Raw genomic sequence first — 19,182 nt, 5'->3', positions numbered from 1 at the left:
AGAGGTGCTGACCCGTCAGCGCGAAAGCACGTCCAGCACCGCGTCGTCCGCGACACCCGCGACGATCCGCGCATCGCCGATCCCGTGCCACAGGATCAGGCGCAGCGCACCGGAAACCGACTTCTTGTCCAGCCGCATCAGATGCAGTAGCTGCGCCGGATCGTGTCCGGCCGGCATCACGGCGGGCAGTCCGAAGCGCACCAGCAAGCGTTGCAGACGCTCCGCGTCCTGTGGCGGTGCGAGTCCGAGCGCCGCCGACAGGCGCGCCGCCAGCAACATGCCGATGGCCACCGCTTCGCCGTGCAGCAGCGAGCCGTACTCGCCGTCGGTTTCCAGCGCATGGCCGAAGGTGTGGCCGAAGTTCAGCAGCGCGCGTTCGCCCTGTTCGGTTTCGTCGCGCGCCACGACGCCGGCCTTGTGCCGGCAGCTGGTTTCGACCGCATGTGCGATGGCAGCGGGCTCGCGCGACAGCAGCGCATCGACGTTGGCCTCCAGCCAGGCGAAAAACGCCGCGTCGCCGATCGCGCCGTACTTCACCACCTCGGCGAGGCCGGCGCGCAGCTCGCGTGGCGGCAGCGTCGCGAGCGTGTCGGTGTCTGCGATCACGGCGCTCGGCTGATGGAAGGCACCGACAAGGTTCTTGCCTTGCGGCAGGTCGACGGCGGTCTTGCCGCCGACCGACGAATCCACCATCGCCAGCAGCGTGGTCGGCAACTGCACGAATGCGATGCCGCGCATCCAGCACGCCGCGGCGAAGCCGGCGAGATCGCCGACCACGCCGCCGCCGAGCGCGACGACGGTGGCGTCGCGACTGGCGCGCAGTTCCGCCAGCGCCTCCAGCGCCTGCGCGAAGCGCTGCAGCGTCTTCTCGCGTTCGCCGGGCGGGAGGATCAGGCGGCCGAGCGTGTGCCCGGCCAGCGCCGCTTCCACCCGCGCGAGATACAGCGGCGCGACGTTGGCATCGCTGATCACCAGCACGTGCCGGCCGCGGATCTCCGCCGCCCAGTCGCCGGCGGCGAGCAGGCCTCCGCCGATGCGGATCGGATACGCGCGCGCGCCCAGCGCCACGCGCACTTCGCGCACGCTCATGCGGCCCCCGCGGCCGGCGACTGCCAGCGGTCCTGCAGCAGTTCGGCCAGCCGGTCGGCGGCCGCGCCCACGCTCATGCGGCCCGAATCCAGCTCCAGATCCGCGATCTGCGCATACAGCGGGGCGCGCTGCGCACCGAGCGCGAGCAGCTTCTCGCGCCGATCGGCGGTCTGCAGCAGCGGCCGGACGCGATCGCGCGCAAGACGCTGCAGCTGGCGATCGATATCGATCTTCAGATGGATCACGAAGCCGGCGTCGGCCAGCTGCCGGCGCGTGTCCGGATCGAGTACCGCGCCGCCGCCGGTGGCGATGACCTGGTCGCGACCGGCGCACAGGCTCGCGAGCAGGGCGCGCTCGCGCTGACGAAAGCCGGCCTCGCCCTCGAGTTCGAAAATCAGCGGGATCGTGGCCCCGGTGCGGCGCTCGAGCTCGGTGTCGGCATCGACGAACGCAAGGCCCAGGCGGCGCGCCAGGCGCCGTCCGATCGACGACTTGCCCGAGCCCATCGGTCCGACGAGGATCAGGTTGGGGGCGACTTTCATGCCCAGATGCTAGCATTGGCGCCCCGTTTCGAACCCAGCGATGGATCGCCCGCCGCATGCTGCGTTTCTTCCTTCTTTTCATGGGACTGCTGGGCGGCCTGTTCGCCCTGCGCATCACCAAGACGATGCACGACTGGGTGACCGAGCCGTTCACCGGCGTGCTCGCCAAGATCAGCGCCTTCCTGATCCAGCTGTTCGACAACGACGTGATCTCGCACGGCATCATCATCCAGAGCCAAAGCAACGGATTCGCGGTGGCGATCGCGCCCGGCTGCGACGGCATCGAGGCGGTGATCATCCTGGTCTCGGCCATCCTCGCGTTTCCCTCGCCGTGGAAACACAAGCTGGTGGGCATTGGCCTGGGCTTCCTCGCGATCCAGGCGCTGAACCTGGTGCGCATCATCAGCCTGTTCTACATGGGCCAGTGGGACAAGACCTGGTTCGACTGGTTTCACCTCTACCTGTGGCAGGCGCTGATCGTGCTCGATGCGCTCGCGGTGTGGCTGGTGTGGCTGCGGTATCTGCCGCGACGCGAGCAACCGCTGCGGCCGAGCGCGGCCTGAACCGGGCCGCGGCGTCGCGGCTGCGGCGGGCTTTGCTATAGTCGATCGGCGGGCAGCGCTGCTGCCGCGGTTGCGGGGGCAACCGAAGCCCGGCCCGGGTGGCCGAGCCGCACGGGTGCACGACTGCAAGTTCCACCGTGCACGGGAACCAGCGTGGGAGGGAGAGAACATGACTACCGTCGCCAAGGTCATCGAAGTGTCGTCGTCGTCGGAAAAGGGCATCGAGGATGCGGTGCAGTCCGGCCTGAGCAAGGTCGCCACCTCGGTCAAGAACATCCGGGGTGCCTGGGTCAACGAAATCAAATGCGTCACCTCGCCCGACGGCCGGATCACGGAGTGGCGGGTGAACATGCGCGTCAACTTCATCGTCGATTGACTCGCGCTTGAGCCTCTCCCAGGCAACCTCGGAGCCGGGGCGCATGAACACGAGCGCGCCGGGCATGATCGGCCTGGTCGAGGACGACCCGGACCAGGCCGCGCTGTTCCGGATGTGGCTGGAGGCGGCCGGTTACGCCATCCGCCACTATCCGCACGCGTCCGAATTCCGCCGCCGGCTCGGCGCCGAATCGGTCGACCTGCTGATCCTGGACTGGAACCTGCCGGACGACAGCGGGCTGGAGGTGCTGCTCAACCTGCGCCGCTCCGGCCACAGCCGCCTGCCGGTCCTGTTCCTCACCGCGCGCAACGACGAAGCCGACATCGTCGCCGGCCTGCGCGCCGGCGCCGACGACTACCTCACCAAACCGCCGCGCCAGGGCGAGCTGCTGGCACGCGTGGACGCGCTGTTGCGTCGGGTCGGCATGCAGGGCGAGGCGCCGGCCGAGGAAGACGCGGCGCCGTACCGCATCGACACCGCACGCCGCCGCATCCTGCTCGACGGCACGGAGATTCCGCTGACCGAGCGCGAATTCGACCTTGCCCTGTTCCTGTTCCGCCGCCGTGGCCGCGTGGTGAGCCGCGACGCGTTGCTCGAGAGCGTGTGGAACATCCGCGGCGACGTCGCCACCCGCACCGTCGACACCCACATCAGCCGCCTGCGCAAGAAGCTCGAACTCAACGGCGCGCGCGGCTGGCGGCTCAATGCGGTGTACCAGCACGGGTACCGGCTGGAGCAGACCTGAAGTCGGAGCCGATTTCGTTCCATCGTCCCGCTCATCGCGCCGACGGAAGCAGGTTCGAGCGCTACGCCGAAGGGTCCGTTTTTCGGCGCAGCTTTGAGGGGTCTGCAGATTGGAGCGCTGCTGCCAAGGGACAACCGATTCGAGCACCGCTGTCAAACGTCGATTCGTCAACAAAATGTCGTCATCCCGGCGAAAGCCGGGATCCAGTGCCCTTGTCCGGTTCGCGCCACCGTCAGGCCCAGAACAAGGGCACTGGATCCCGGCCTTTGCCAGGATGACGATCTTCCGAGAGCTTTCTCCACTTCCTGCCGCCCCCATGACTCCCGACCTGCACGCCGAAGCCCTGCTCACGTTCGCCGAACTGCTCGACCAGGCGCGCGCCACGCACGATCCGGAACCGACGGCGATGACGCTCGCCACCGTCGACGACGACGGCCGCGTCGCCGCGCGCACGGTGCTGCTCAAGGCCTTCGACGAGCGCGGCTTCGTGTTCTACACCAACCAGCACAGCCGCAAGGGTCGCGAGCTGCAGGCGCATCCCCAGGCCGCGCTGCTGTTCCACTGGAAGACACTGCGACACGGCGTGCAGGTGCGCATCGAAGGCGTTGCGCACGCCGTCGACGACAGCGAGGCCGACGCCTACTTCGCCTCGCGCCCGCGCGGCAGCCAGATCGGCGCCTGGGCCTCGTACCAGAGCGAGACGCTGCCCGATCGCGAGACCTTCGAGGCGCGCGTTGCGGACTACGAGCGCCATTTCGACGGCGTCGACGTGGCGCGCCCGCCGCACTGGTCCGGCTACCGCGTGGTGCCGGACCGGTTCGAGTTCTGGTACGGCGCGCAGTTCCGCCTGCACGAGCGCTGGGGGTACGAGCTGCAGGACGGCACCTGGTCCAAGCGCATGCTGTACCCGTGAGCGCCGCCACCGCGACGATGCTGCCGGTGTACCGCATCACCGTGTTCGTGCCGCCGGAAGCCGTGCAGGGCCTGCTCGACGGCATCTGCGCCGTCGACGATCTGCGCATCGGCGATTACGACCGCGTGTTGTGGACGTCGGCGCCCGGCATCGAACAGTTCCGACCGTTGCCGGGCGCCACGCCCACGCAAGGCGATGTCGGCGCTGTGGAGCGCGGCGCTACCGTGCGGGTCGAGTTCTGCATCCCGCGCGACGACGATCGTCTCGCCCGCGTCATCGCGCTCGGCATCCGTCCGCACCATCCGTGGCAGGTGCCGGCGATCTTCGTCGACGCCTCGGTCTTTCCGCTGCCGTGAGCGGCCCGCGTCGCATCGTCTGCCTGACCGAGGAACCGACCGAGACGCTGTACCTGCTCGGCGAATCGGCGCGCATCGTCGGCATCAGCGGCTTCACCGTGCGGCCCGCCGCGGCGCGGCGCGAGAAACCGAAGGTGTCCGCGTTCACCAGCGCGAAGATCGACGCGATCCTCGCGCTGAAGCCGGACATGGCGATCGGTTTTTCGGACATCCAGGCCGATATCGCCGCCGAACTCGTGCGACGCGGCGTCGAGGTGTGGATCGCAAACCACCGCAGCGTGGCGGAAATCATCGACTACGTGCGCCGTCTGGGTGCGCTGGTCGGCGCCACCGCCCGCGCAGCTGCGCTGGCCGACGGTTTCGAGCATCGCCTTGCGGCCATCGCGGACATGGCGGCCGCGTTGCCGCGCCGCCCGCGCGTCTACTTCGAGGAGTGGGACGAACCGATCATCACCGGCATCCGCTGGGTCAGCGAACTGATCGGCATCGCCGGCGGCGACGACGTGTTCCCCGAGCACGCGCGCGAACCGCTGGCGAAGGGCCGCATCCTCGCCGACAACGACGAGGTGGTCCGCCGCGCGCCGGACATCATCCTCGGCTCGTGGTGCGGCAAGCGCTTCCGGCCCGAACGCGTGGTCGCGCGCGGCGGCTGGAGCGCGATTCCGGCGGTGCGCGACGGCGAGCTGCACGAAATCAAGTCGCCGATCATCCTGCAGCCAGGGCCGGCGGCATTGACCGACGGTGTCGACGCCATCGCAGCGATCATCCGGCGCTGGGCGCAGCGCGGCTGAAGCGCGTCACCCCAACGCCAGCGCGCGACCCCAGTCGGTCAGCGGCGCGAGGATCAGCGCGCGCGCCAGCATCAGCCCGAGCATCGCCACCATCGGCGAAAAATCGAAGCCGCCCGGCTGCGGCAGCATGCGGCGCAGCGGCCCGAGCAGCGGCTGGGTGAGTTGCGCGATCAGCGGAACGATGGGGTGGTAGCTGTCGCGTCCGACCCAGCTCAGGATCACGCGCGCGAGGATCAGCACGAAATACAGGCCGATCAGCACCGACAGCAGGTCCGCAACACCCAGCACCAGCGTTGCGCCGAGGCCGAGCGTCATGCCGCCGAGCGCCGCGAGCAGCCAGATTTTCAGGCATTCGAGCACGTAGGCCACCGCGATGCCGGCGGTGTCGAGGTTGCGCACGGGCCTGAGCACGCGCCGCAGCGGCATCAGCACCGGGTTCGTCGCCTTGTAGACGAACTGGCAGATCGGGTTGTAGAAGTTCGCGCGCACCCACTGCAGCAGCACGCGCAGCACGAACAGCAGCACCACCGCGCCGAAGACCACTTCGATCAGGATGGCGCCGGCATTGGCGAAATAGTTCATCGCGTCATTGTGCGGATTGGCGTGCCAGTTCGCCACCGCGTCGCGTGGCGGCCTCGACCGCGCGGCGCACGATGTCGCGCAGCCCGTCGGCCTCGAACGAGTCGAGCGCGGCCTGGGTGGTGCCGTTCGGCGAGGTGACGCGCTGGCGCAGCGTGGCGGCCGACTCGCCCGATTCGGCCAGCATGCGGCCGGCGCCGAGGCAGGTCTGCACCGCAAGCGCGCGCGCGGCGTCCGGCGGCAGACCCTGCGCCTCGCCCGCGGCCTGCAGCGCTTCGGTCAGCAGGAAGAAATAGGCAGGGCCGCTGCCCGAGACGGCGGTGACCGCGTCCATCAGCGCTTCGTCGGCGATGCGCACCGTGATGCCGGCGCCCTGCAGCAGCGTCCGCGCGGCGTCGGACTGCGCCGGCGAGACGGCGGGGTTGGCGTACATCCCGGTCGCGCCGGCGCCGACGAGTGCCGGCGTGTTCGGCATGCAGCGCACGATGGCGCGACCGCCGCCGAGCCAGGCGTCGAGCTGTGCGCAGCCGATGCCGGCGGCGATGGAAACGAACAGGGTGCCGGCGGCGAGCGTGGCGAGCGGTTCGCAGACGCTGCGCATGACCTGCGGCTTGACGGCAAGGACGATGATGTCGGCGTTGCGGGCGGCGTCGGTGTTGTCGGCGAAGGCCGCGATGCCGTAGTCGGCGACGAGCGCATCGCGTGCGGCGGCGTTGGGTTCGGCGACGGCGATCGATGCGGCCGATGTGCCCTGGGCGACGAGGCCGCCGATCAGGGAGCGGGCCATGTTGCCGCCGCCGATGAAGGCGATGCGCGGGGAGGATGTGGGCATGGGGTGGCGTCCGGAAGCAGCGGGGAGGATAGCTTGGGGGAAGGGGGCGGGTGGGTATCGGGTGTATGAGTTCGGTCGACGTTCCGGCTTGGGCTGGTCGAAGGCGGGGTCGACGTTCCGGCGTATGCTGTTCGAAGGCGGCGTCGATGGCGGGCGTGGTGGCAGGCCGGGTTGGCGTGGGAGTCGCGTCCCTCATCCGCCTGCCGGCACCTTCTCCCGAGGGGAGAAGGATTCCTGCGTCGGGGCCGCGGAGCGAGATTGCAGGTCGGATGCTCGGCCTCGTTGCACCGTGACCGAGTCGAAAACGGATGGGCTTGCCGAACGCTCCACGCCGGCGTTCCTTCTCCCGTCGGGAGAAGGTGCCGGCAGGCGGATGAGGGCGAGCCACATCGGGCTCCGACCCCGTCCCAGGAATGCGCCCGTGCCGAACGGACCGACAGCCGACGCCGGCCATCGCGCAGATCGCGAAACCCAGCCTCACCCCCGCGCCCCGAACAGCGCCGTCCCCACCCGCACCATCGTCGCGCCTTCCTCGATCGCCACCGCGAAGTCGTCGCTCATCCCCATCGACAGCGTATCGACGTCGGCGTACCGCGCCCGCAGTCGCTCGAACAGCGCACGCATCGCGCGGAATGCGGGACGGCGCTGCTCCACGTCCGCATGCGGCACCGGAATCGCCATCAACCCGCGCAACCGCAGGGCCGGCTCCGCAGCCACCGCCGCCGCGAGCGCATCCACCGCTTCGGGCGCGCAGCCCGCTTTCGACGCCTCGCCCTCCACGTTCACCTGCAGCAGCACGTTCAGCGGCGCCGCACCGGCCGGCCGATGCCGCGCCAGCAGGCCGACGAGCTTGGTCCGGTCGACCGACTGCACCCAGTCGAACGTCGCGGCGGCGTCGCGGCACTTGTTCGACTGCAGCGGTCCGATGAGATGCCATTCGAGTCCAAGCGCCGCAAGCTCGGCCCGCTTCGCCATCGCCTCCTGCACGTAGTTCTCGCCGAACGCGGTCTGGCCTTGGGCGGCAAGCGCCGCCACTGCGGAGGCCGGTTGCAGCTTGCTCACCGCGAGCAATCGCACCGGCGCGCGGGCCGCATGCCCCACGTCCGGGGGTGTTGCCTGCGCGATGCGCAGACGCAGGCTCGCAAGGGGGGGTTCAGGTTCGGGTGACATCGGAGATTGCCGTCGCAAATGCTTGATTGAGAGCTATACTGCGGCTGAATACGGGTGCGCCGGCGCGCCGGCGAGTGTAGCGGCTCTCGTGCCGTTCTACGGGGGAAGGGCTCTTCATGGATATCGCCGAACTGCTGGCGTTTTCGGTCAAGAACAAGGCGTCGGACCTGCACCTGTCGGCGGGTCTGCCGCCGATGATCCGCGTCGACGGCGACGTGCGCCGCATCAATATCCCGGCACTGGACCACAAGCAGGTCCATTCGCTCGTCTACGACATCATGTCGGACAAGGCGCGGCGCGACTACGAGGAATTCCTCGAGGTCGACTTCTCGTTCGAAATCCCGGGCCTGGCGCGTTTCCGCGTCAACGCCTTCAACCAGAATCGCGGCGCGGGCGCGGTGTTCCGGACCATTCCGTCGGAAGTGCTCACGCTCGACGACCTCGCCGCGCCGAAGATCTTCCGCGAGCTGATCGACCAGCCGCAGGGGCTGATCCTCGTCACCGGCCCGACCGGTTCGGGAAAGTCGACCACGCTCGCGGCGATGGTGGACCACATCAACAAGGGCCAGTACGGCCACATCCTCACGGTCGAGGATCCGATCGAGTTCGTGCACACCTCGAACAAGTGCCTGATCAACCAGCGCGAGGTGCACCGCGACACGCACGGCTTCAACGAGGCCTTGCGCTCCGCGTTGCGCGAAGACCCCGACTACATCCTCGTCGGCGAGCTGCGCGACCTGGAAACCATCCGCCTGGCGCTGACCGCCGCGGAAACCGGCCACCTGGTGTTCGGCACGCTGCACACGAGCTCGGCTGCGAAAACCATCGACCGCATCATCGACGTGTTCCCCGCCGGCGAAAAACCGATGGTGCGCTCGATGCTGTCCGAATCGCTGCGCGCGGTGATCTCGCAATCGCTGCTGAAGAAAGTCGGCGGCGGCCGCGTGGCGGCGCACGAGATCATGGTCGCGGTGCCGGCGATCCGCAACCTGATCCGCGAAGACAAGGTCGCGCAGATGTATTCGGCCATCCAGACCGGCCAGAGCGTGGGCATGCAGACGCTCGACCAGTGCCTGCAGGATCTGGTCAAGCGTGGCCTGATCACGCGCGTGAGTGCCAAGGAATATGCGAAGGACAAGCGGTTGTTCGAGTGAGCGGCCGGGATTCGTGATTCGGGATTCGTGATTCGCAAAAGCCGGCAACGTGGTTGGTCGTTCGTGATCCGAAGCATGCAACCCGTCGCGGGCTGCTCTTCCGAATCACGAATCCCGAATCGCGAATCCCGGCTCCGAAGGAGCCAACATGAGCAGCATCGACTTCACCTCGTTCCTCAAGCTGATGGCGCACAAGAAGGCGTCCGACCTGTTCATCACGGCCGGCGTCGCGCCGTCGATGAAGGTGCACGGCAAGCTGTCGCCGATCACGCAGAGTCCGCTCACGCCGCAGCAGAGCCGCGACCTGGTGCTCAACGTGATGACGCCGGCGCAGCGCGAGGAGTTCGAGAAGACGCACGAGTGCAACTTCGCGATCGGCGTGTCGGGCGTGGGCCGGTTCCGCGTGTCGTGCTTCTACCAGCGCAACCAGGTCGGCATGGTGCTGCGCCGCATCGAGTCGCGCATCCCGACGGTGGAGGAGCTGAGCCTGCCGCCGATCGTCAAGACGCTGGCGATGACCAAGCGCGGCATCATCATCTTCGTCGGCGCCACCGGCACCGGCAAGTCGACCTCGCTGGCCGCGATGATCGGCTACCGCAACCAGAACAGCACCGGCCACATCATCACGATCGAGGACCCGATCGAATTCGTGCACAAGCACGAGGGCTGCATCGTCACGCAGCGTGAAGTGGGCATCGATACCGACTCGTGGGAAAACGCACTGAAGAACACGCTGCGCCAGGCACCGGACGTGATCATGATCGGCGAGGTGCGCACGCGCGAGGGCATGGACCACGCCATCGCCTTCGCCGAAACCGGCCATCTGGTGCTCTGCACCCTGCACGCCAACAACGCCAACCAGGCGATGGACCGCATCATCAACTTCTTCCCCGAGGACCGCCGCAGCCAGCTGCTGATGGACCTGTCGCTGAACCTCAAGGGCGTGGTCGCGCAGCAGCTGGTGCCGACGCCGGACGGCAAGGCGCGCCGCGTGGCGATGGAAGTGCTGCTCGGCACGCCGCTGGTGCAGGACTACATCCGCGACGGCGAGATCCACAAGCTCAAGGAGCTGATGAAGGAGTCGACCAACCTCGGCATGCGCACCTTCGACCAGAGCCTGTTCGAGCTGTACCAGGCCGGCGAGATTTCTTACGAGGACGCGCTGCGGCACGCCGACTCGACGAACGAGGTGCGCCTGCGCATCAAGCTGGCCCAGGGCGGCGATGCGCACACATTGTCGCAGGGGCTCGATGGCGTGGAGTTGATCGAGACGCGCTGAGCGGGCGTGGTGCGCGATTTTTCGTGCGGGTGTGTTCGGTTGCTGCGGGTGGGGTGTGGTTCGGCTCGGCCGGACGTGGCGCCCTCATCCGCCTGCCGGCACCTTCTCCCGCAGGGAGAAGGATTCCTTCGACAGTCTCGCTTGAGGGGACGATTCCTTCGACGTTCTGACCTGAGGCAGGGATTCCTGCGATCTGCTCGCGCACCTGCGATGTTCGCGCGCAGGAGACGGATGCATTCGACGTTATCGCGCAGGAGTAGGACTCCTGCGACGTCCTCCTTCAGGAAGACGGTTTCTCCGTCTCAGTCGGATGGATTCCCCGGCGACCGCTGCGGCGTGCCGCTGCAATGCACCGCTGCACCCGTTCGAGCCATCCTTCTCCCCGCGGGAGAAGGTGCCGGCAGGCGGATGAGGGCGAGTCCCCGCATCGACTCCGACCCCGGAAACGGACAGCGACGTCCGCACGCCGCCGCCGCGGGCCGTCATCGACCGTCGGACGCGTCCACCACCCGCGCCTGCAACAGCTGATTCACTGCCTCCAGCAGTTCCGGCAAGGCCACCGGCTTGCGCAGGATGCGGATGCGCAGGTCCTGCGGCCACTGGTCCGCGTCGGTCTCGGCGTCGTCGTCCACCAGCAGCAGCACGGGACCCACGTACTTGCGCTCCTGCAGTTCCACCAGCGTCCGCACGCCGGACAACAGGCGCATGTCCGCGTCCAGCACGATCAGGTCCGGAATCTGTTCGCTTTCGAAGAAGCGGATCGCGGCCGTGCCGCCCTGCGCGACGTGCGTCTTGTACCCCTCCACCGCGAGGCCGTCGCCAAGCAGCGAGAGGCTGCCGGCGCTTTCGGCCACCACCAGCAGGCGCGCGTTGCGCACCGTCTCCGAACGGCCGCGGGCGTCGGCGGTTTCCAGTTCCAGCGGCAGCAGGATCTGGAACGTGGTGCCTTCGCCGGGCGCGCTCGTCACGCCAAGCAGCCCGCGGTGGTTTTCGACGATCCGCTTGCACGACAGCAGCCCGAGGCCGGTGCCGTCGGGCTTGGTGGTGAAGAACGGCGTGAACAGCCGGCGCTGCACGTCCTCGTCCATGCCCACGCCGGTGTCGGAGACCGCGATCCGCAGGTACTCGCCCGCGGCGCGCTGGCCGTCCGCATCGACCCAGGTGCGCTCGGCGCGCAGCGTCAGCGTGCCGCCGGACGGCATCGCCTGGATCGCGTTCAGGCACAGGTTCAGCAGGCACTGCTGCAGTTCGGTGTCGTTGCCTTCGAAGTTGAGATCGTTCGGCACGTCGGAAATGTCGAGCACGACGTTGCGCGGCAGCGTGCCGCGCATCAGCAGGTCGAGCGCGCGCAGCAGCTGCTTGACGTTGACCGTGGAGCCGGCCTGCCGGGCGCCGCGCGCGAACGAGAGCATCGACGCGACCATGTCCAGGCCACGCTTGGCGCAGTCTTCGACCAGCTCGCCCAGGCGCAGCAGGCGGGTGTCGTCGGTGCGCTCGGAAATCATCGGCGCCACCATCAGCAGCGGCTGCAGGATGTTGCGCAGATCGTGGCTCAGGCCGCCGGCGAGCATCGCGAGGCTGTCCAGGCGCTGCGAGCGCATCAGTTCGGCCTCGGTGCGGTCGCGCAGCTCGCGTTCCTCGGCCTCGCGCAGGGCGCGCCGCACCGCGGACGGCAGCCGCGCCATGCTGCTCTTGAGGATGTAGTCGGTGGCACCCAGGCGCAGCGCGTCGACCGCGGTTTCCTCGCCCATCGTGCCCGACACGAAGATGAAGGGAATGTAGGGCGAGCGTTCGCGCACCAGCTCCAGCGCCTTGTAGCCGGAGAAGCCGGGCATGGTCAGGTCCGACAGCACCAGGTCGGGTTTGCGCTCGGACAGCGCACGCGCGAGCGAGATCTCGTCGTCGACGTGCGTCCACTCGATGTCGACGCCGGCATCGCCGAGGAAGGACGCGATCAGTTCGACGTCGACCGGATCGTCCTCGATGTGCAGTACGTGGATGCGTTGGGGAAGTCGACGACCGTTGTCGGCGTGCATGGCGAGCGGCGTTCCGTCAGTCCGAGGTGAAGGGAGCTTGGTTGAGGACGGCCCAGAAGGTGCCGAGCGTCTGCACCGCCTCGAAGAATTGTTTCACGTCCACCGGCTTGACCACATAGGCGTTGACGCCCAGGTCCCAGCTGCGGATGAGGTCGCTTTCCTCGCGCGAGGACGACAGCACCACAACCGGCACGCGCTTGAGCGCGGGGTCCGAGCGCATCTGGGTGAGCACTTCCAGTCCGTCCATGAGCGGCATCTTGATGTCGAGCAGCACCACGGCCGGCGGTCCGGGCGTGCGGCTGGCGTAGGGGCCGGTGCAGCGCAGGTAATGCAGCGTCTCGACGCCGTCCTCCACGTGCACGACCGGATTGGCGAGCTTTGCTTCGCGCAGCGCGTCCATGGTCATTTCCGCATCGGCGGGATTGTCTTCCGCCAGCAGGATGGTGCGCAGGTCGCCCCTGTTCATTGTGTGTTCTCCGTGGTGACATCGCGTGCGTTCGCGCTGTGGTCCTGCCGCACCGGCAGGGTGAAATGGAAGCTTGCGCCATTGCCGATTTCGGCGTCGGCCCAGACCCGGCCGCCGTGGCGCGAGACGATCCGCCGCACGTTGGCAAGACCGATGCCGCTGCCGGGAAACTCCGAGGCCTTGTGCAGGCGCTGGAACACGCCGAACAGTTTCCCGGCGTACTCCATGTCGAAACCGACGCCGTTGTCGCGCACGCGGAACTGGTGCATGGCGCCGTCGAGGCGATAGCCGATCTCGATCTTCGCCACTTCGCGCTGCGAGGAGTACTTGATCGCGTTCGACAGCAGGTTCTGCCACACCTGGCGCAACATCGTTTCGTCGCCCGGCACCGTCGGCAGCGCGTCGATCCGCCACTCGATGCGCCCTTCGGCGCGGCTGCTCGAGAGCATCTCGCGCACTTCGCGCACGAGCTTGTCCATGTCGACCGCGTGCACGCGCATCGCGTGGCGGCCAAGGCGCGAATACAGCAGCAGATCGTCGATCAGCACCGCCATGCGGGCAGCGGAGCTGCTGATCACGTCGAGATAGTGGCGGGCCCGTTCGTCGTCGAGCACGGACGGGTCGAGGTGGCCGCGCAGCTTTTCGGCGAACCCCGCGATGTGGCGCAGCGGCGCGCGCAGATCGTGCGATACCGAATAGCTGAACGCTTCGAGTTCGCGATTGACCTCGCTGATCTGCGCGACCTTGCCTTCGAGCTGCCGGTTGAGTTCCAGCGCCTGCCGTTCGGCGAGTTTCTGCGGCGTGACGTCGTTCACCGTCAGCAGCACGGCGGTGTCGGTGTCGTCCGGCAGCGCAATGCGCTTGGCGTTCACCAGCACCTGCCGCTGCACGCCGTCGACGGTGCGCTGGCGCAGCTCGTAATCCCAGATCTCGCGGTCGCGCGTGACCACATCGACGAGGCGTTGCGCGAGCGTCGGATCGTGCCAGGCGCCGCCGCCCAGCTCGCGCAGGTCGCCCTGGGGGCCGGCGTCCGGTTCGCCATAGAACTCGACGAACGCGGTGTTGTGCATGACCACCCGCAGCCCGCCGTCGAGCAGGGCGATCGGCTCGCGCACCGAGTCGACGATGGCGCGGCTGCGCGTATCGGCATCGCTGGAGCGGTGTTCGGCAACGCGGCGGCGGCGCAGCGCGCGTTCGGCCACCCACGCGATGCCGCCCAGCAGCAGCAATTGCGCCACCAGGGACAGGGTCTGCAGCCAGCGCACGTTGTCGCGCTGGCGCGCGGCGTGGCGGGTGCGTTCGATAAGCAGCCGGTCTTCCGCGGCGGCGAGTTCGCCGACGACATCGCCCACCGAGCCCTCGTTGAGCATGCGCTCGAGCTGTCCGAGCGAGGCGGCGCGTTCGGCCGGGTCGGTCTGGGTCACGGCCGCGTCGAGGTACGGCAAGCGCTGATCGAGCGTGGCCTTGACCTGGCCGATGCGGACCTGCTGCTCGGCGTTGTCCCGGGTCATGGAGCGGATGCGTTCGAGCAACGGATCGACGGCCGCGCGGGAACTGTCGTAGCGCGTGCGCAGCGACGGCGCCTGGACGCCCGCGAGCAGTCCGTAGGTCGCGGCCTCCATGTTGCGCAGGTGGAACATCAGCTGCGATGTCGAATCCGAGACCTCGGCCGTGTGTCGCGCCCAATGCTCGGCTTCCAGGGCCTCGTCCGACCAGCTGCGCGTCAGCAGGTAGGGAACCAGAACGGTGGCGAACGCGGCCGCACCCAGCGCGACGAAGCGCGAGGCGAAACGGTCGTTGAACAACGCGGCGATGCGTTGCGCGGCAGTCCTGGTCAAGCGTCGGCCGATCCCGTGAAGTGAGTCCGACTGCGCGCGCTCGGCCGCAGCGCATGAAGCATGAAAGCCATGCGGGCGAAAATCAAATGCCCGCGTGGGTTTTCACGGGGCAGTGCGATTTGCCAGCTGCGCGAGGATCGCCATGCGGACTGCAACCCCGTTGGCCACCTGCGCGAGAATCACCGACTGGGCGCCGTCGGCGACGGCATCGTCGATCTCGACGCCGCGGTTCATCGGGCCGGGGTGCATCACGATCGCATCCGGGCGTGCGAGCCGCAGACGCGGCGGCGTCAGGCCCCAGTCGCGCCAGTAGCCGTCGAGCGAGTCGACCAGGCCTTCCTCCATGCGTTCGCGCTGCAGACGCAGTGCGATGACGACATCCGCGTCGCGGAGCGCGCTGTCGACGTCGTGGCAGATCTCCACGCCCGGCCAGCGCTCGGCCGGCAGCAGGTTGGCGGGTGCGGCGATGCGCAGCGTGCCGACGCCGAGCGCGCGCAGGCCGTGGATGTCCGAGCGCGCGACGCGCGAATGCGCGATGTCGCCGACGATGGCCACGGTCAGGGCGCCGAAGTCGGAGCCCTTGTGCTGGCGGATCGTCAACAGGTCGAGCAGGCCCTGCGTCGGATGCGCGTTGCGACCGTCGCCGGCATTGACGATGGACGTGGCGGGTGCGGCCGCTGCGGCCAGTGCCGCAACGGCGGCGGACTCGGAATGGCGCACCACGAACAGGTCCGCGCCCATCGCCTCCAGATTGCGCAGCGTGTCGATGAGGCTTTCGCCCTTGCGTGCCGACGAACTGCCGACGTCGAAATCCAGCACATCGGCGCCGAGCCTGCGCGCGGCCAGGTGGAAGGAGCTGCGTGTGCGGGTGGAGTTCTCGAAGAACAGGTTGACCACGGTCCGCCCCGCCAGCGGCTGCGCGGCGACGCGCCCGAGCGCATGCGGGCGCAGCGCCTGGGCGGCGTCGAGCAGGGTGGTGATGCGTTCGCGACCCAGACCGTCGAGGGTCAGCAGATGGCGCAGGTCGCCGGCGGCGTCGAGCTGGGGTGTTTCCATGAGCACATTGTAGGAGGCGGCTCGTGCCGGGGCGAACTTGTCTCGCACGCTCCGCCTGCTTCTCCCGTCGTGACACGATGCCGAAGGCGGAAGAGACGGACACGAACACGCACGAGCCGCGCTCCTGCTTCCTTCTCCCGTCGGGAGAAGGTGCCGAAGGCGGATGAGGGACGGGCGCACCGTCGTGTCCGGTGGCTGGAGGATGCGGCAAGCTGCGGCGTCAATGCCCCGTGCGATGCCCATCCCTGATCCGGCTGCGTTCGGCCGGCGGTAGCCGCCTCACCCTTCTCCCGGCGGGAGAAGGACGCCACGCTGGTGTTCAACGACGGCCGGGCAGGTCGCGCCGCGCGGTGCCGCGCAGTGCGTGCTCGCCCGCCACGTCAGCCGCGCTCCAGCAACCAGCGCTCGACGATGACTTCCGCGGCCAGTGCATCCAGCGACTTCGCATCGCGGCGTTTCGCCGTGCCCTCACGCCGACGGTCGGCAAACCGCGCATCGGCATCGCGCGAGCTCGAGCGTTCGTCGACCAGATCCACCGGCAGGCCGCTGCGCGCCCGCACCTCGTGCGCGAAGCGGCGCGCGGCGCGCGTGGCCGGCTGGGTGCCGCCGTCGAGGGTGAGCGGCTCGCCGACGACGAGCCGCTGCGGCCGCCACTGCGCCACGAGCTGGTCGAGTGCAGCCCAGTCGGGGCCGGCCTCGTGCACGTCGATCATCGCAAGCGCGCGAGCGCTGCCGGTGAGGGTGTTGCCGACCGCGACGCCGATGCGCCGGCTGCCGACGTCGAAGCCGAGCACGCAGATCGCGTCGGCGCCGGCCGCGGGCTGCGGCGGCATCAGGCGTGTCCGGCGTAGGCCGTGAGCAGGGTCACGTCGACCCCCATCAGCCGCGCGGCCGACATCCAGCGCTGTTCGACCGGCGTCGAAAACAGGATGGCGCTGTCCACGCCGACGGTGAGCCAGGCGTTGTCCTGCAGCTCGGTTTCGAGCTGGCCTTCTCCCCAACCGGCATACCCCAGCGCGACGACGCTCTGCGCCGGCCCCTCGCCCTGGGCCATGGCCTCGAGCACGTCGCGCGAGGTCGTGAGGCTGAGCGAGCTGGAGATGACATAGGTCGAATCCCAGCTCGCGCCGGGCGTGTGCAGCACGAAGCCGCGCTCGGGCTGCACCGGCCCGCCGACCAGCACGGCCGCCGAAGCCAGCGCTTCGATATCGGTGCGGATGTTCATCTGCGCCAGGACGTCGCCGAGCAGATAATCGGAGAGCCGGTTGACGAGGATTCCCATCGCGCCCTCCGCGGTGTGCTGACACACCAGCGTGACGCCGCGCGAGAAGTTGGGATCCTCCATCGACGGCAGCGCGATGAGGAAGTGGTTGCCGAGGTAGCGGGGGGCGTCCATGGGGGGATTGTATGCCGGTGACGGACGGGAGTCGGGAGTCGGGAGTCGGGAGTCGGGAGTCGGGAGTCGGGAGTCGGGAGTCGGGAGTCGGAGAGCGGCGCCCCGGCTCTTCCGATTCCCGATTCCCCATTCCCGACTCCCGTTTCCCCGCTCTCACCGATTCCGCATCACGTTCCCCGGCAGGAACTGCCAGGTGCGGGTGATGTGCAGGATGTCGGTGCCGTCGTGCGTGTCCGGCAGCGGACCGAACGGCTCGGCGAGGCGCACGGTGCGGATCGCGGCCTCGTCCAGCACCGGATAGCCGCTCGGCTGTACCACATCGATGCGTTCCACCGTGCCGTCGCGGCGCACGGCCACGGTCAGCACGAGCTGGCCGAGCAGGTTGCGCCGGCGCGCTTCGTCCGGGTAGTTGAGGTTGCCGATGCGCTCCACCCGCGCCACCCAGCCGCGCATGTAGCTCGCGTATTCGTATTCCTGGGTGTTGGCCGAGACGAACTTGCGCTTGGGGCGCTTGGCATAGGCACTGCTCTGGCGTTCGATCTCGGCCGCGAGGCGCGCCATCTCCAGGCTGCGCTCGATCAGCTCGCGGCTGCTGGGCAGCGGCGTGCTCGGGGTCGGCGTCAGGGCCTGCTGCGCCGCCTGCGTCCGGCTGGCGCCGGTGCTGGTCAGCACGGCCTCGCTCTTCTGCGTCTGCGGCGTCGGCGAACCGGCCTCGAGCGGCACCGGCGCCACGCCCGGCTGCGGGTTCGGCGCGGGGGCGGGCGTCGGATCGCGCGGGCGTTCGGCCTTGTCGCGATCGCCGCCGCCGGCATTGCTTGCCTGGGCGAGGAAATCGGCCTTGTCGGGTTTGTCCTGCGAACGGGTCTGGGTGAGGATCACGTCGAGCGTGGGCAGGATCGGCGCCGGGTCGTCGATGCGGAAGCCGATGCCCAGCGCCAGCACGCCGTGCGCGATGAGCGAAAACGCGATCGTCGCGCCGAGCCTGTCGCCCGGCGTGATGCGCGGCGCCGCACTCACGCGCGCAGGCTCTCGATCCGGTCGAACAGCAGGCCGGCGATATTGAGCCCGAACTGCTTGTCCAGTTCGCGGATGCAGGTGGGGCTGGTGACGTTGACCTCGGTCAGCCAGTCGCCGATCACGTCCAGCCCGACGAACAGCATGCCGCGCCGGCGCAGCTCCGGGCCCACCTGGGCCGCGATCCAGCGGTCGCGCTCGCTCAGCGGACGGCCTTCGCCGCGCCCGCCGGCGGCGAGGTTGCCGCGGAATTCCTGACCCTGCGGGATGCGGGCGAGGCAGTAATCCACCGGCTCGCCGTCGACCAGCAGGATGCGCTTGTCGCCGTCGCGGATTTCCGGCAGATACTTCTGCGCCAGCGCAAACGCACCGTCGCCCACCAGGGTCTCGACGATGACGTTGAGATTGTCCTCGCCGGCGCGCACGCGGAAGATCGAGCGCCCGCCCATGCCGTCGAGCGGCTTGACCACGCAGTCGCCGTGCTCGGCCACGAATGTTTTCAAAGCGCCCGGATCGCACGACACGAGCGTCGGCGGGCAGCACTGCGGGAACAGCAGCGCGGCCAGTTTCTCGTTGAGGTCGCGCAGGCCCTGCGGATCGTTCACCACGAGCACGCCGTCGCGCTGCGCCAGGCCGAGGATCTGCGTGGCGTGGATGTATTCGGCGTCCACCGGCGGATCGGAGCGCATGAGGGCAACGTCGAAACGTGCCAGCGGACCGTCGGTGCGTTCGCCCAGCGTGTACCAGTCCGCCGGATCGTCGCGCACGGTCACCGGATGCGCCGCCACGCGTGCACGGCCCTCGCCGATGCCCAGGTCCGCGATGCCGGCGATCTGCACCCGGTGCCCGCGACGCTGCGCTTCGAGCAGCATCGCGAAGGTGGAATCCTTGGCCGTCCTGACCGACCCGATCGGGTCCATCACCACGACGATGTCCAGCGGTCGGCTCGCCCGCATTGCCGCACTCCTGTGTCCGGTTGGGCTCGCC

21 protein-coding genes are annotated in these 19,182 nt (G+C 68.9%); 8 read left to right on the top strand and 13 right to left on the bottom strand.

Features of this window, described 5'->3' with window-relative positions; all coding sequences use genetic code 11:
* Positions 1-15: 15 nt before the first annotated feature.
* Positions 16-1,089, bottom strand: a complete 1,074-nt coding sequence (aroB, locus tag HNQ52_RS03960) for a 3-dehydroquinate synthase (RefSeq protein ID WP_183959787.1) — start codon at positions 1,087-1,089, stop codon at positions 16-18.
* Complete coding sequence (locus HNQ52_RS03955; protein WP_183959786.1) at positions 1,086-1,631, bottom strand: shikimate kinase; 546 nt, start codon at positions 1,629-1,631, stop codon at positions 1,086-1,088. The genes aroB and HNQ52_RS03955 overlap by 4 nt, the downstream gene beginning before the upstream one ends.
* A 56-nt stretch (positions 1,632-1,687) precedes the next feature.
* On the opposite strand from HNQ52_RS03955, the gene xrtH reads away from it, so the two are divergent.
* The 6 genes from xrtH to HNQ52_RS03925 all read left to right on the top strand — a co-directional run bounded on the left by xrtH (position 1,688) and on the right by HNQ52_RS03925 (position 5,375).
* The gene (xrtH, locus tag HNQ52_RS03950) at positions 1,688-2,194 is read left to right on the top strand and encodes an exosortase H (RefSeq protein WP_183959785.1); all 507 of its coding nucleotides are present in this window, start codon (positions 1,688-1,690) and stop codon (positions 2,192-2,194) included.
* A gap of 169 nt (positions 2,195-2,363) precedes the next feature.
* Positions 2,364-2,570 carry a dodecin family protein gene (locus HNQ52_RS03945; protein WP_183959784.1) on the top strand — a complete coding sequence of 69 codons (207 nt, stop codon included), beginning with the start codon at positions 2,364-2,366 and terminating at the stop codon, positions 2,568-2,570.
* 43 nt (positions 2,571-2,613) lie between these two features.
* The gene (locus tag HNQ52_RS03940; protein ID WP_221281888.1) at positions 2,614-3,315 is read left to right on the top strand and encodes a response regulator transcription factor; all 702 of its coding nucleotides are present in this window, start codon (positions 2,614-2,616) and stop codon (positions 3,313-3,315) included.
* Positions 3,316-3,631: 316 nt separating this feature from the next.
* Positions 3,632-4,228, top strand: a complete 597-nt coding sequence (gene pdxH, locus HNQ52_RS03935) for a pyridoxamine 5'-phosphate oxidase (protein ID WP_183959783.1) — start codon at positions 3,632-3,634, stop codon at positions 4,226-4,228.
* Positions 4,225-4,584: a YqfO family protein gene (locus tag HNQ52_RS03930; protein WP_343059206.1), complete on the top strand. Its 360-nt coding sequence runs from the start codon at positions 4,225-4,227 to the stop codon at positions 4,582-4,584. Before pdxH ends, HNQ52_RS03930 begins: the two co-directional genes overlap by 4 nt.
* Positions 4,581-5,375, top strand: coding sequence for an ABC transporter substrate-binding protein (locus tag HNQ52_RS03925; RefSeq protein WP_183959782.1), 795 nt, complete (start codon positions 4,581-4,583; stop codon positions 5,373-5,375). Before HNQ52_RS03930 ends, HNQ52_RS03925 begins: the two co-directional genes overlap by 4 nt.
* Positions 5,376-5,381: 6 nt before the next feature.
* On the opposite strand, the gene HNQ52_RS03920 is transcribed toward HNQ52_RS03925, so the two are convergent.
* The 3 genes from HNQ52_RS03920 to HNQ52_RS03910 all read right to left on the bottom strand — a co-directional run bounded on the left by HNQ52_RS03920 (position 5,382) and on the right by HNQ52_RS03910 (position 7,956).
* Positions 5,382-5,957, bottom strand: coding sequence for a YggT family protein (locus HNQ52_RS03920; RefSeq protein ID WP_183959781.1), 576 nt, complete (start codon positions 5,955-5,957; stop codon positions 5,382-5,384).
* A 4-nt stretch (positions 5,958-5,961) separates the two neighbouring features.
* Positions 5,962-6,786, bottom strand: coding sequence for a pyrroline-5-carboxylate reductase (proC, locus tag HNQ52_RS03915; RefSeq protein WP_183959780.1), 825 nt, complete (start codon positions 6,784-6,786; stop codon positions 5,962-5,964).
* Positions 6,787-7,263: 477 nt separating this feature from the next.
* On the bottom strand, positions 7,264-7,956 hold the full coding sequence (locus tag HNQ52_RS03910; RefSeq protein WP_183959779.1) for a YggS family pyridoxal phosphate-dependent enzyme: 693 nt from the start codon (positions 7,954-7,956) through the stop codon (positions 7,264-7,266).
* Positions 7,957-8,072: 116 nt separating this feature from the next.
* On the opposite strand from HNQ52_RS03910, the gene HNQ52_RS03905 reads away from it, so the two are divergent.
* Entirely contained in the window at positions 8,073-9,110 is a 1,038-nt protein-coding gene (locus tag HNQ52_RS03905) for a type IV pilus twitching motility protein PilT (RefSeq protein WP_183959778.1), read from the top strand.
* A 148-nt stretch (positions 9,111-9,258) separates the two neighbouring features.
* Positions 9,259-10,389, top strand: coding sequence for a PilT/PilU family type 4a pilus ATPase (locus HNQ52_RS03900; protein ID WP_183959777.1), 1,131 nt, complete (start codon positions 9,259-9,261; stop codon positions 10,387-10,389).
* A gap of 482 nt (positions 10,390-10,871) precedes the next feature.
* Here HNQ52_RS03900 and HNQ52_RS03895 read toward each other — a convergent pair whose 3' ends face one another.
* From HNQ52_RS03895 to gshB, 8 genes are all read right to left on the bottom strand, one after another.
* Positions 10,872-12,425, bottom strand: a complete 1,554-nt coding sequence (locus HNQ52_RS03895; protein ID WP_183959776.1) for a hybrid sensor histidine kinase/response regulator — start codon at positions 12,423-12,425, stop codon at positions 10,872-10,874.
* Positions 12,426-12,441: 16 nt separating this feature from the next.
* Positions 12,442-12,891 (bottom strand): response regulator, encoded by a 450-nt coding sequence (locus tag HNQ52_RS03890; RefSeq protein ID WP_183959775.1) that lies wholly within the window; start codon positions 12,889-12,891, stop codon positions 12,442-12,444.
* Positions 12,888-14,729, bottom strand: a complete 1,842-nt coding sequence (locus tag HNQ52_RS03885; RefSeq protein WP_221281887.1) for a sensor histidine kinase — start codon at positions 14,727-14,729, stop codon at positions 12,888-12,890. Before HNQ52_RS03885 ends, HNQ52_RS03890 begins: the two co-directional genes overlap by 4 nt.
* A gap of 102 nt (positions 14,730-14,831) precedes the next feature.
* Positions 14,832-15,785, bottom strand: a complete 954-nt coding sequence (locus tag HNQ52_RS03880) for an aspartate carbamoyltransferase catalytic subunit (protein ID WP_183959774.1) — start codon at positions 15,783-15,785, stop codon at positions 14,832-14,834.
* Positions 15,786-16,165: 380 nt separating this feature from the next.
* The gene (gene ruvX, locus HNQ52_RS03875; protein WP_183959773.1) at positions 16,166-16,618 is read right to left on the bottom strand and encodes a Holliday junction resolvase RuvX; all 453 of its coding nucleotides are present in this window, start codon (positions 16,616-16,618) and stop codon (positions 16,166-16,168) included.
* Positions 16,618-17,181 carry a YqgE/AlgH family protein gene (locus tag HNQ52_RS03870; protein WP_183959772.1) on the bottom strand — a complete coding sequence of 188 codons (564 nt, stop codon included), beginning with the start codon at positions 17,179-17,181 and terminating at the stop codon, positions 16,618-16,620. The genes ruvX and HNQ52_RS03870 overlap by 1 nt, the downstream gene beginning before the upstream one ends.
* 153 nt (positions 17,182-17,334) lie before the next feature.
* Positions 17,335-18,198, bottom strand: coding sequence for a TonB family protein (locus HNQ52_RS03865; protein WP_183959771.1), 864 nt, complete (start codon positions 18,196-18,198; stop codon positions 17,335-17,337).
* Entirely contained in the window at positions 18,195-19,151 is a 957-nt protein-coding gene (gshB, locus tag HNQ52_RS03860; RefSeq protein WP_183959770.1) for a glutathione synthase, read from the bottom strand. The genes HNQ52_RS03865 and gshB overlap by 4 nt, the downstream gene beginning before the upstream one ends.
* Between the last annotated feature and the right edge of the window lie 31 nt (positions 19,152-19,182).

Source organism: Chiayiivirga flava (assembly GCF_014202825.1).
GTDB classification, from domain to species: domain Bacteria; phylum Pseudomonadota; class Gammaproteobacteria; order Xanthomonadales; family Xanthomonadaceae; genus Chiayiivirga; species Chiayiivirga flava.
This window is presented reverse-complemented; position numbering and strand designations above follow the sequence as displayed.

Bases quoted from the DNA above. Each gene is read 5' to 3' on its own strand.
- HNQ52_RS03880 (WP_183959774.1), bottom strand. From the start codon at position 15,785: ATGGAAACACCCCAGCTCGACGCCGCCGGCGACCTGCGCCATCTGCTG.
- HNQ52_RS03920 (WP_183959781.1), bottom strand. From the start codon at position 5,957: ATGAACTATTTCGCCAATGCCGGCGCCATCCTGATCGAAGTGGTCTTC.
- aroB (WP_183959787.1), bottom strand. From the start codon at position 1,089: ATGAGCGTGCGCGAAGTGCGCGTGGCGCTGGGCGCGCGCGCGTATCCG.
- HNQ52_RS03895 (WP_183959776.1), bottom strand. From the start codon at position 12,425: ATGCACGCCGACAACGGTCGTCGACTTCCCCAACGCATCCACGTACTG.
- HNQ52_RS03870 (WP_183959772.1), bottom strand. From the start codon at position 17,181: ATGGACGCCCCCCGCTACCTCGGCAACCACTTCCTCATCGCGCTGCCG.
- proC (WP_183959780.1), bottom strand. From the start codon at position 6,786: ATGCCCACATCCTCCCCGCGCATCGCCTTCATCGGCGGCGGCAACATG.
- HNQ52_RS03910 (WP_183959779.1), bottom strand. From the start codon at position 7,956: ATGTCACCCGAACCTGAACCCCCCCTTGCGAGCCTGCGTCTGCGCATC.
- HNQ52_RS03900 (WP_183959777.1), top strand. From the start codon at position 9,259: ATGAGCAGCATCGACTTCACCTCGTTCCTCAAGCTGATGGCGCACAAG.
- HNQ52_RS03890 (WP_183959775.1), bottom strand. From the start codon at position 12,891: ATGAACAGGGGCGACCTGCGCACCATCCTGCTGGCGGAAGACAATCCC.
- xrtH (WP_183959785.1), top strand. From the start codon at position 1,688: ATGCTGCGTTTCTTCCTTCTTTTCATGGGACTGCTGGGCGGCCTGTTC.
- ruvX (WP_183959773.1), bottom strand. From the start codon at position 16,618: ATGCCGCCGCAGCCCGCGGCCGGCGCCGACGCGATCTGCGTGCTCGGC.
- HNQ52_RS03955 (WP_183959786.1), bottom strand. From the start codon at position 1,631: ATGAAAGTCGCCCCCAACCTGATCCTCGTCGGACCGATGGGCTCGGGC.
- gshB (WP_183959770.1), bottom strand. From the start codon at position 19,151: ATGCGGGCGAGCCGACCGCTGGACATCGTCGTGGTGATGGACCCGATC.
- pdxH (WP_183959783.1), top strand. From the start codon at position 3,632: ATGACTCCCGACCTGCACGCCGAAGCCCTGCTCACGTTCGCCGAACTG.
- HNQ52_RS03905 (WP_183959778.1), top strand. From the start codon at position 8,073: ATGGATATCGCCGAACTGCTGGCGTTTTCGGTCAAGAACAAGGCGTCG.
- HNQ52_RS03945 (WP_183959784.1), top strand. From the start codon at position 2,364: ATGACTACCGTCGCCAAGGTCATCGAAGTGTCGTCGTCGTCGGAAAAG.
- HNQ52_RS03940 (WP_221281888.1), top strand. From the start codon at position 2,614: ATGAACACGAGCGCGCCGGGCATGATCGGCCTGGTCGAGGACGACCCG.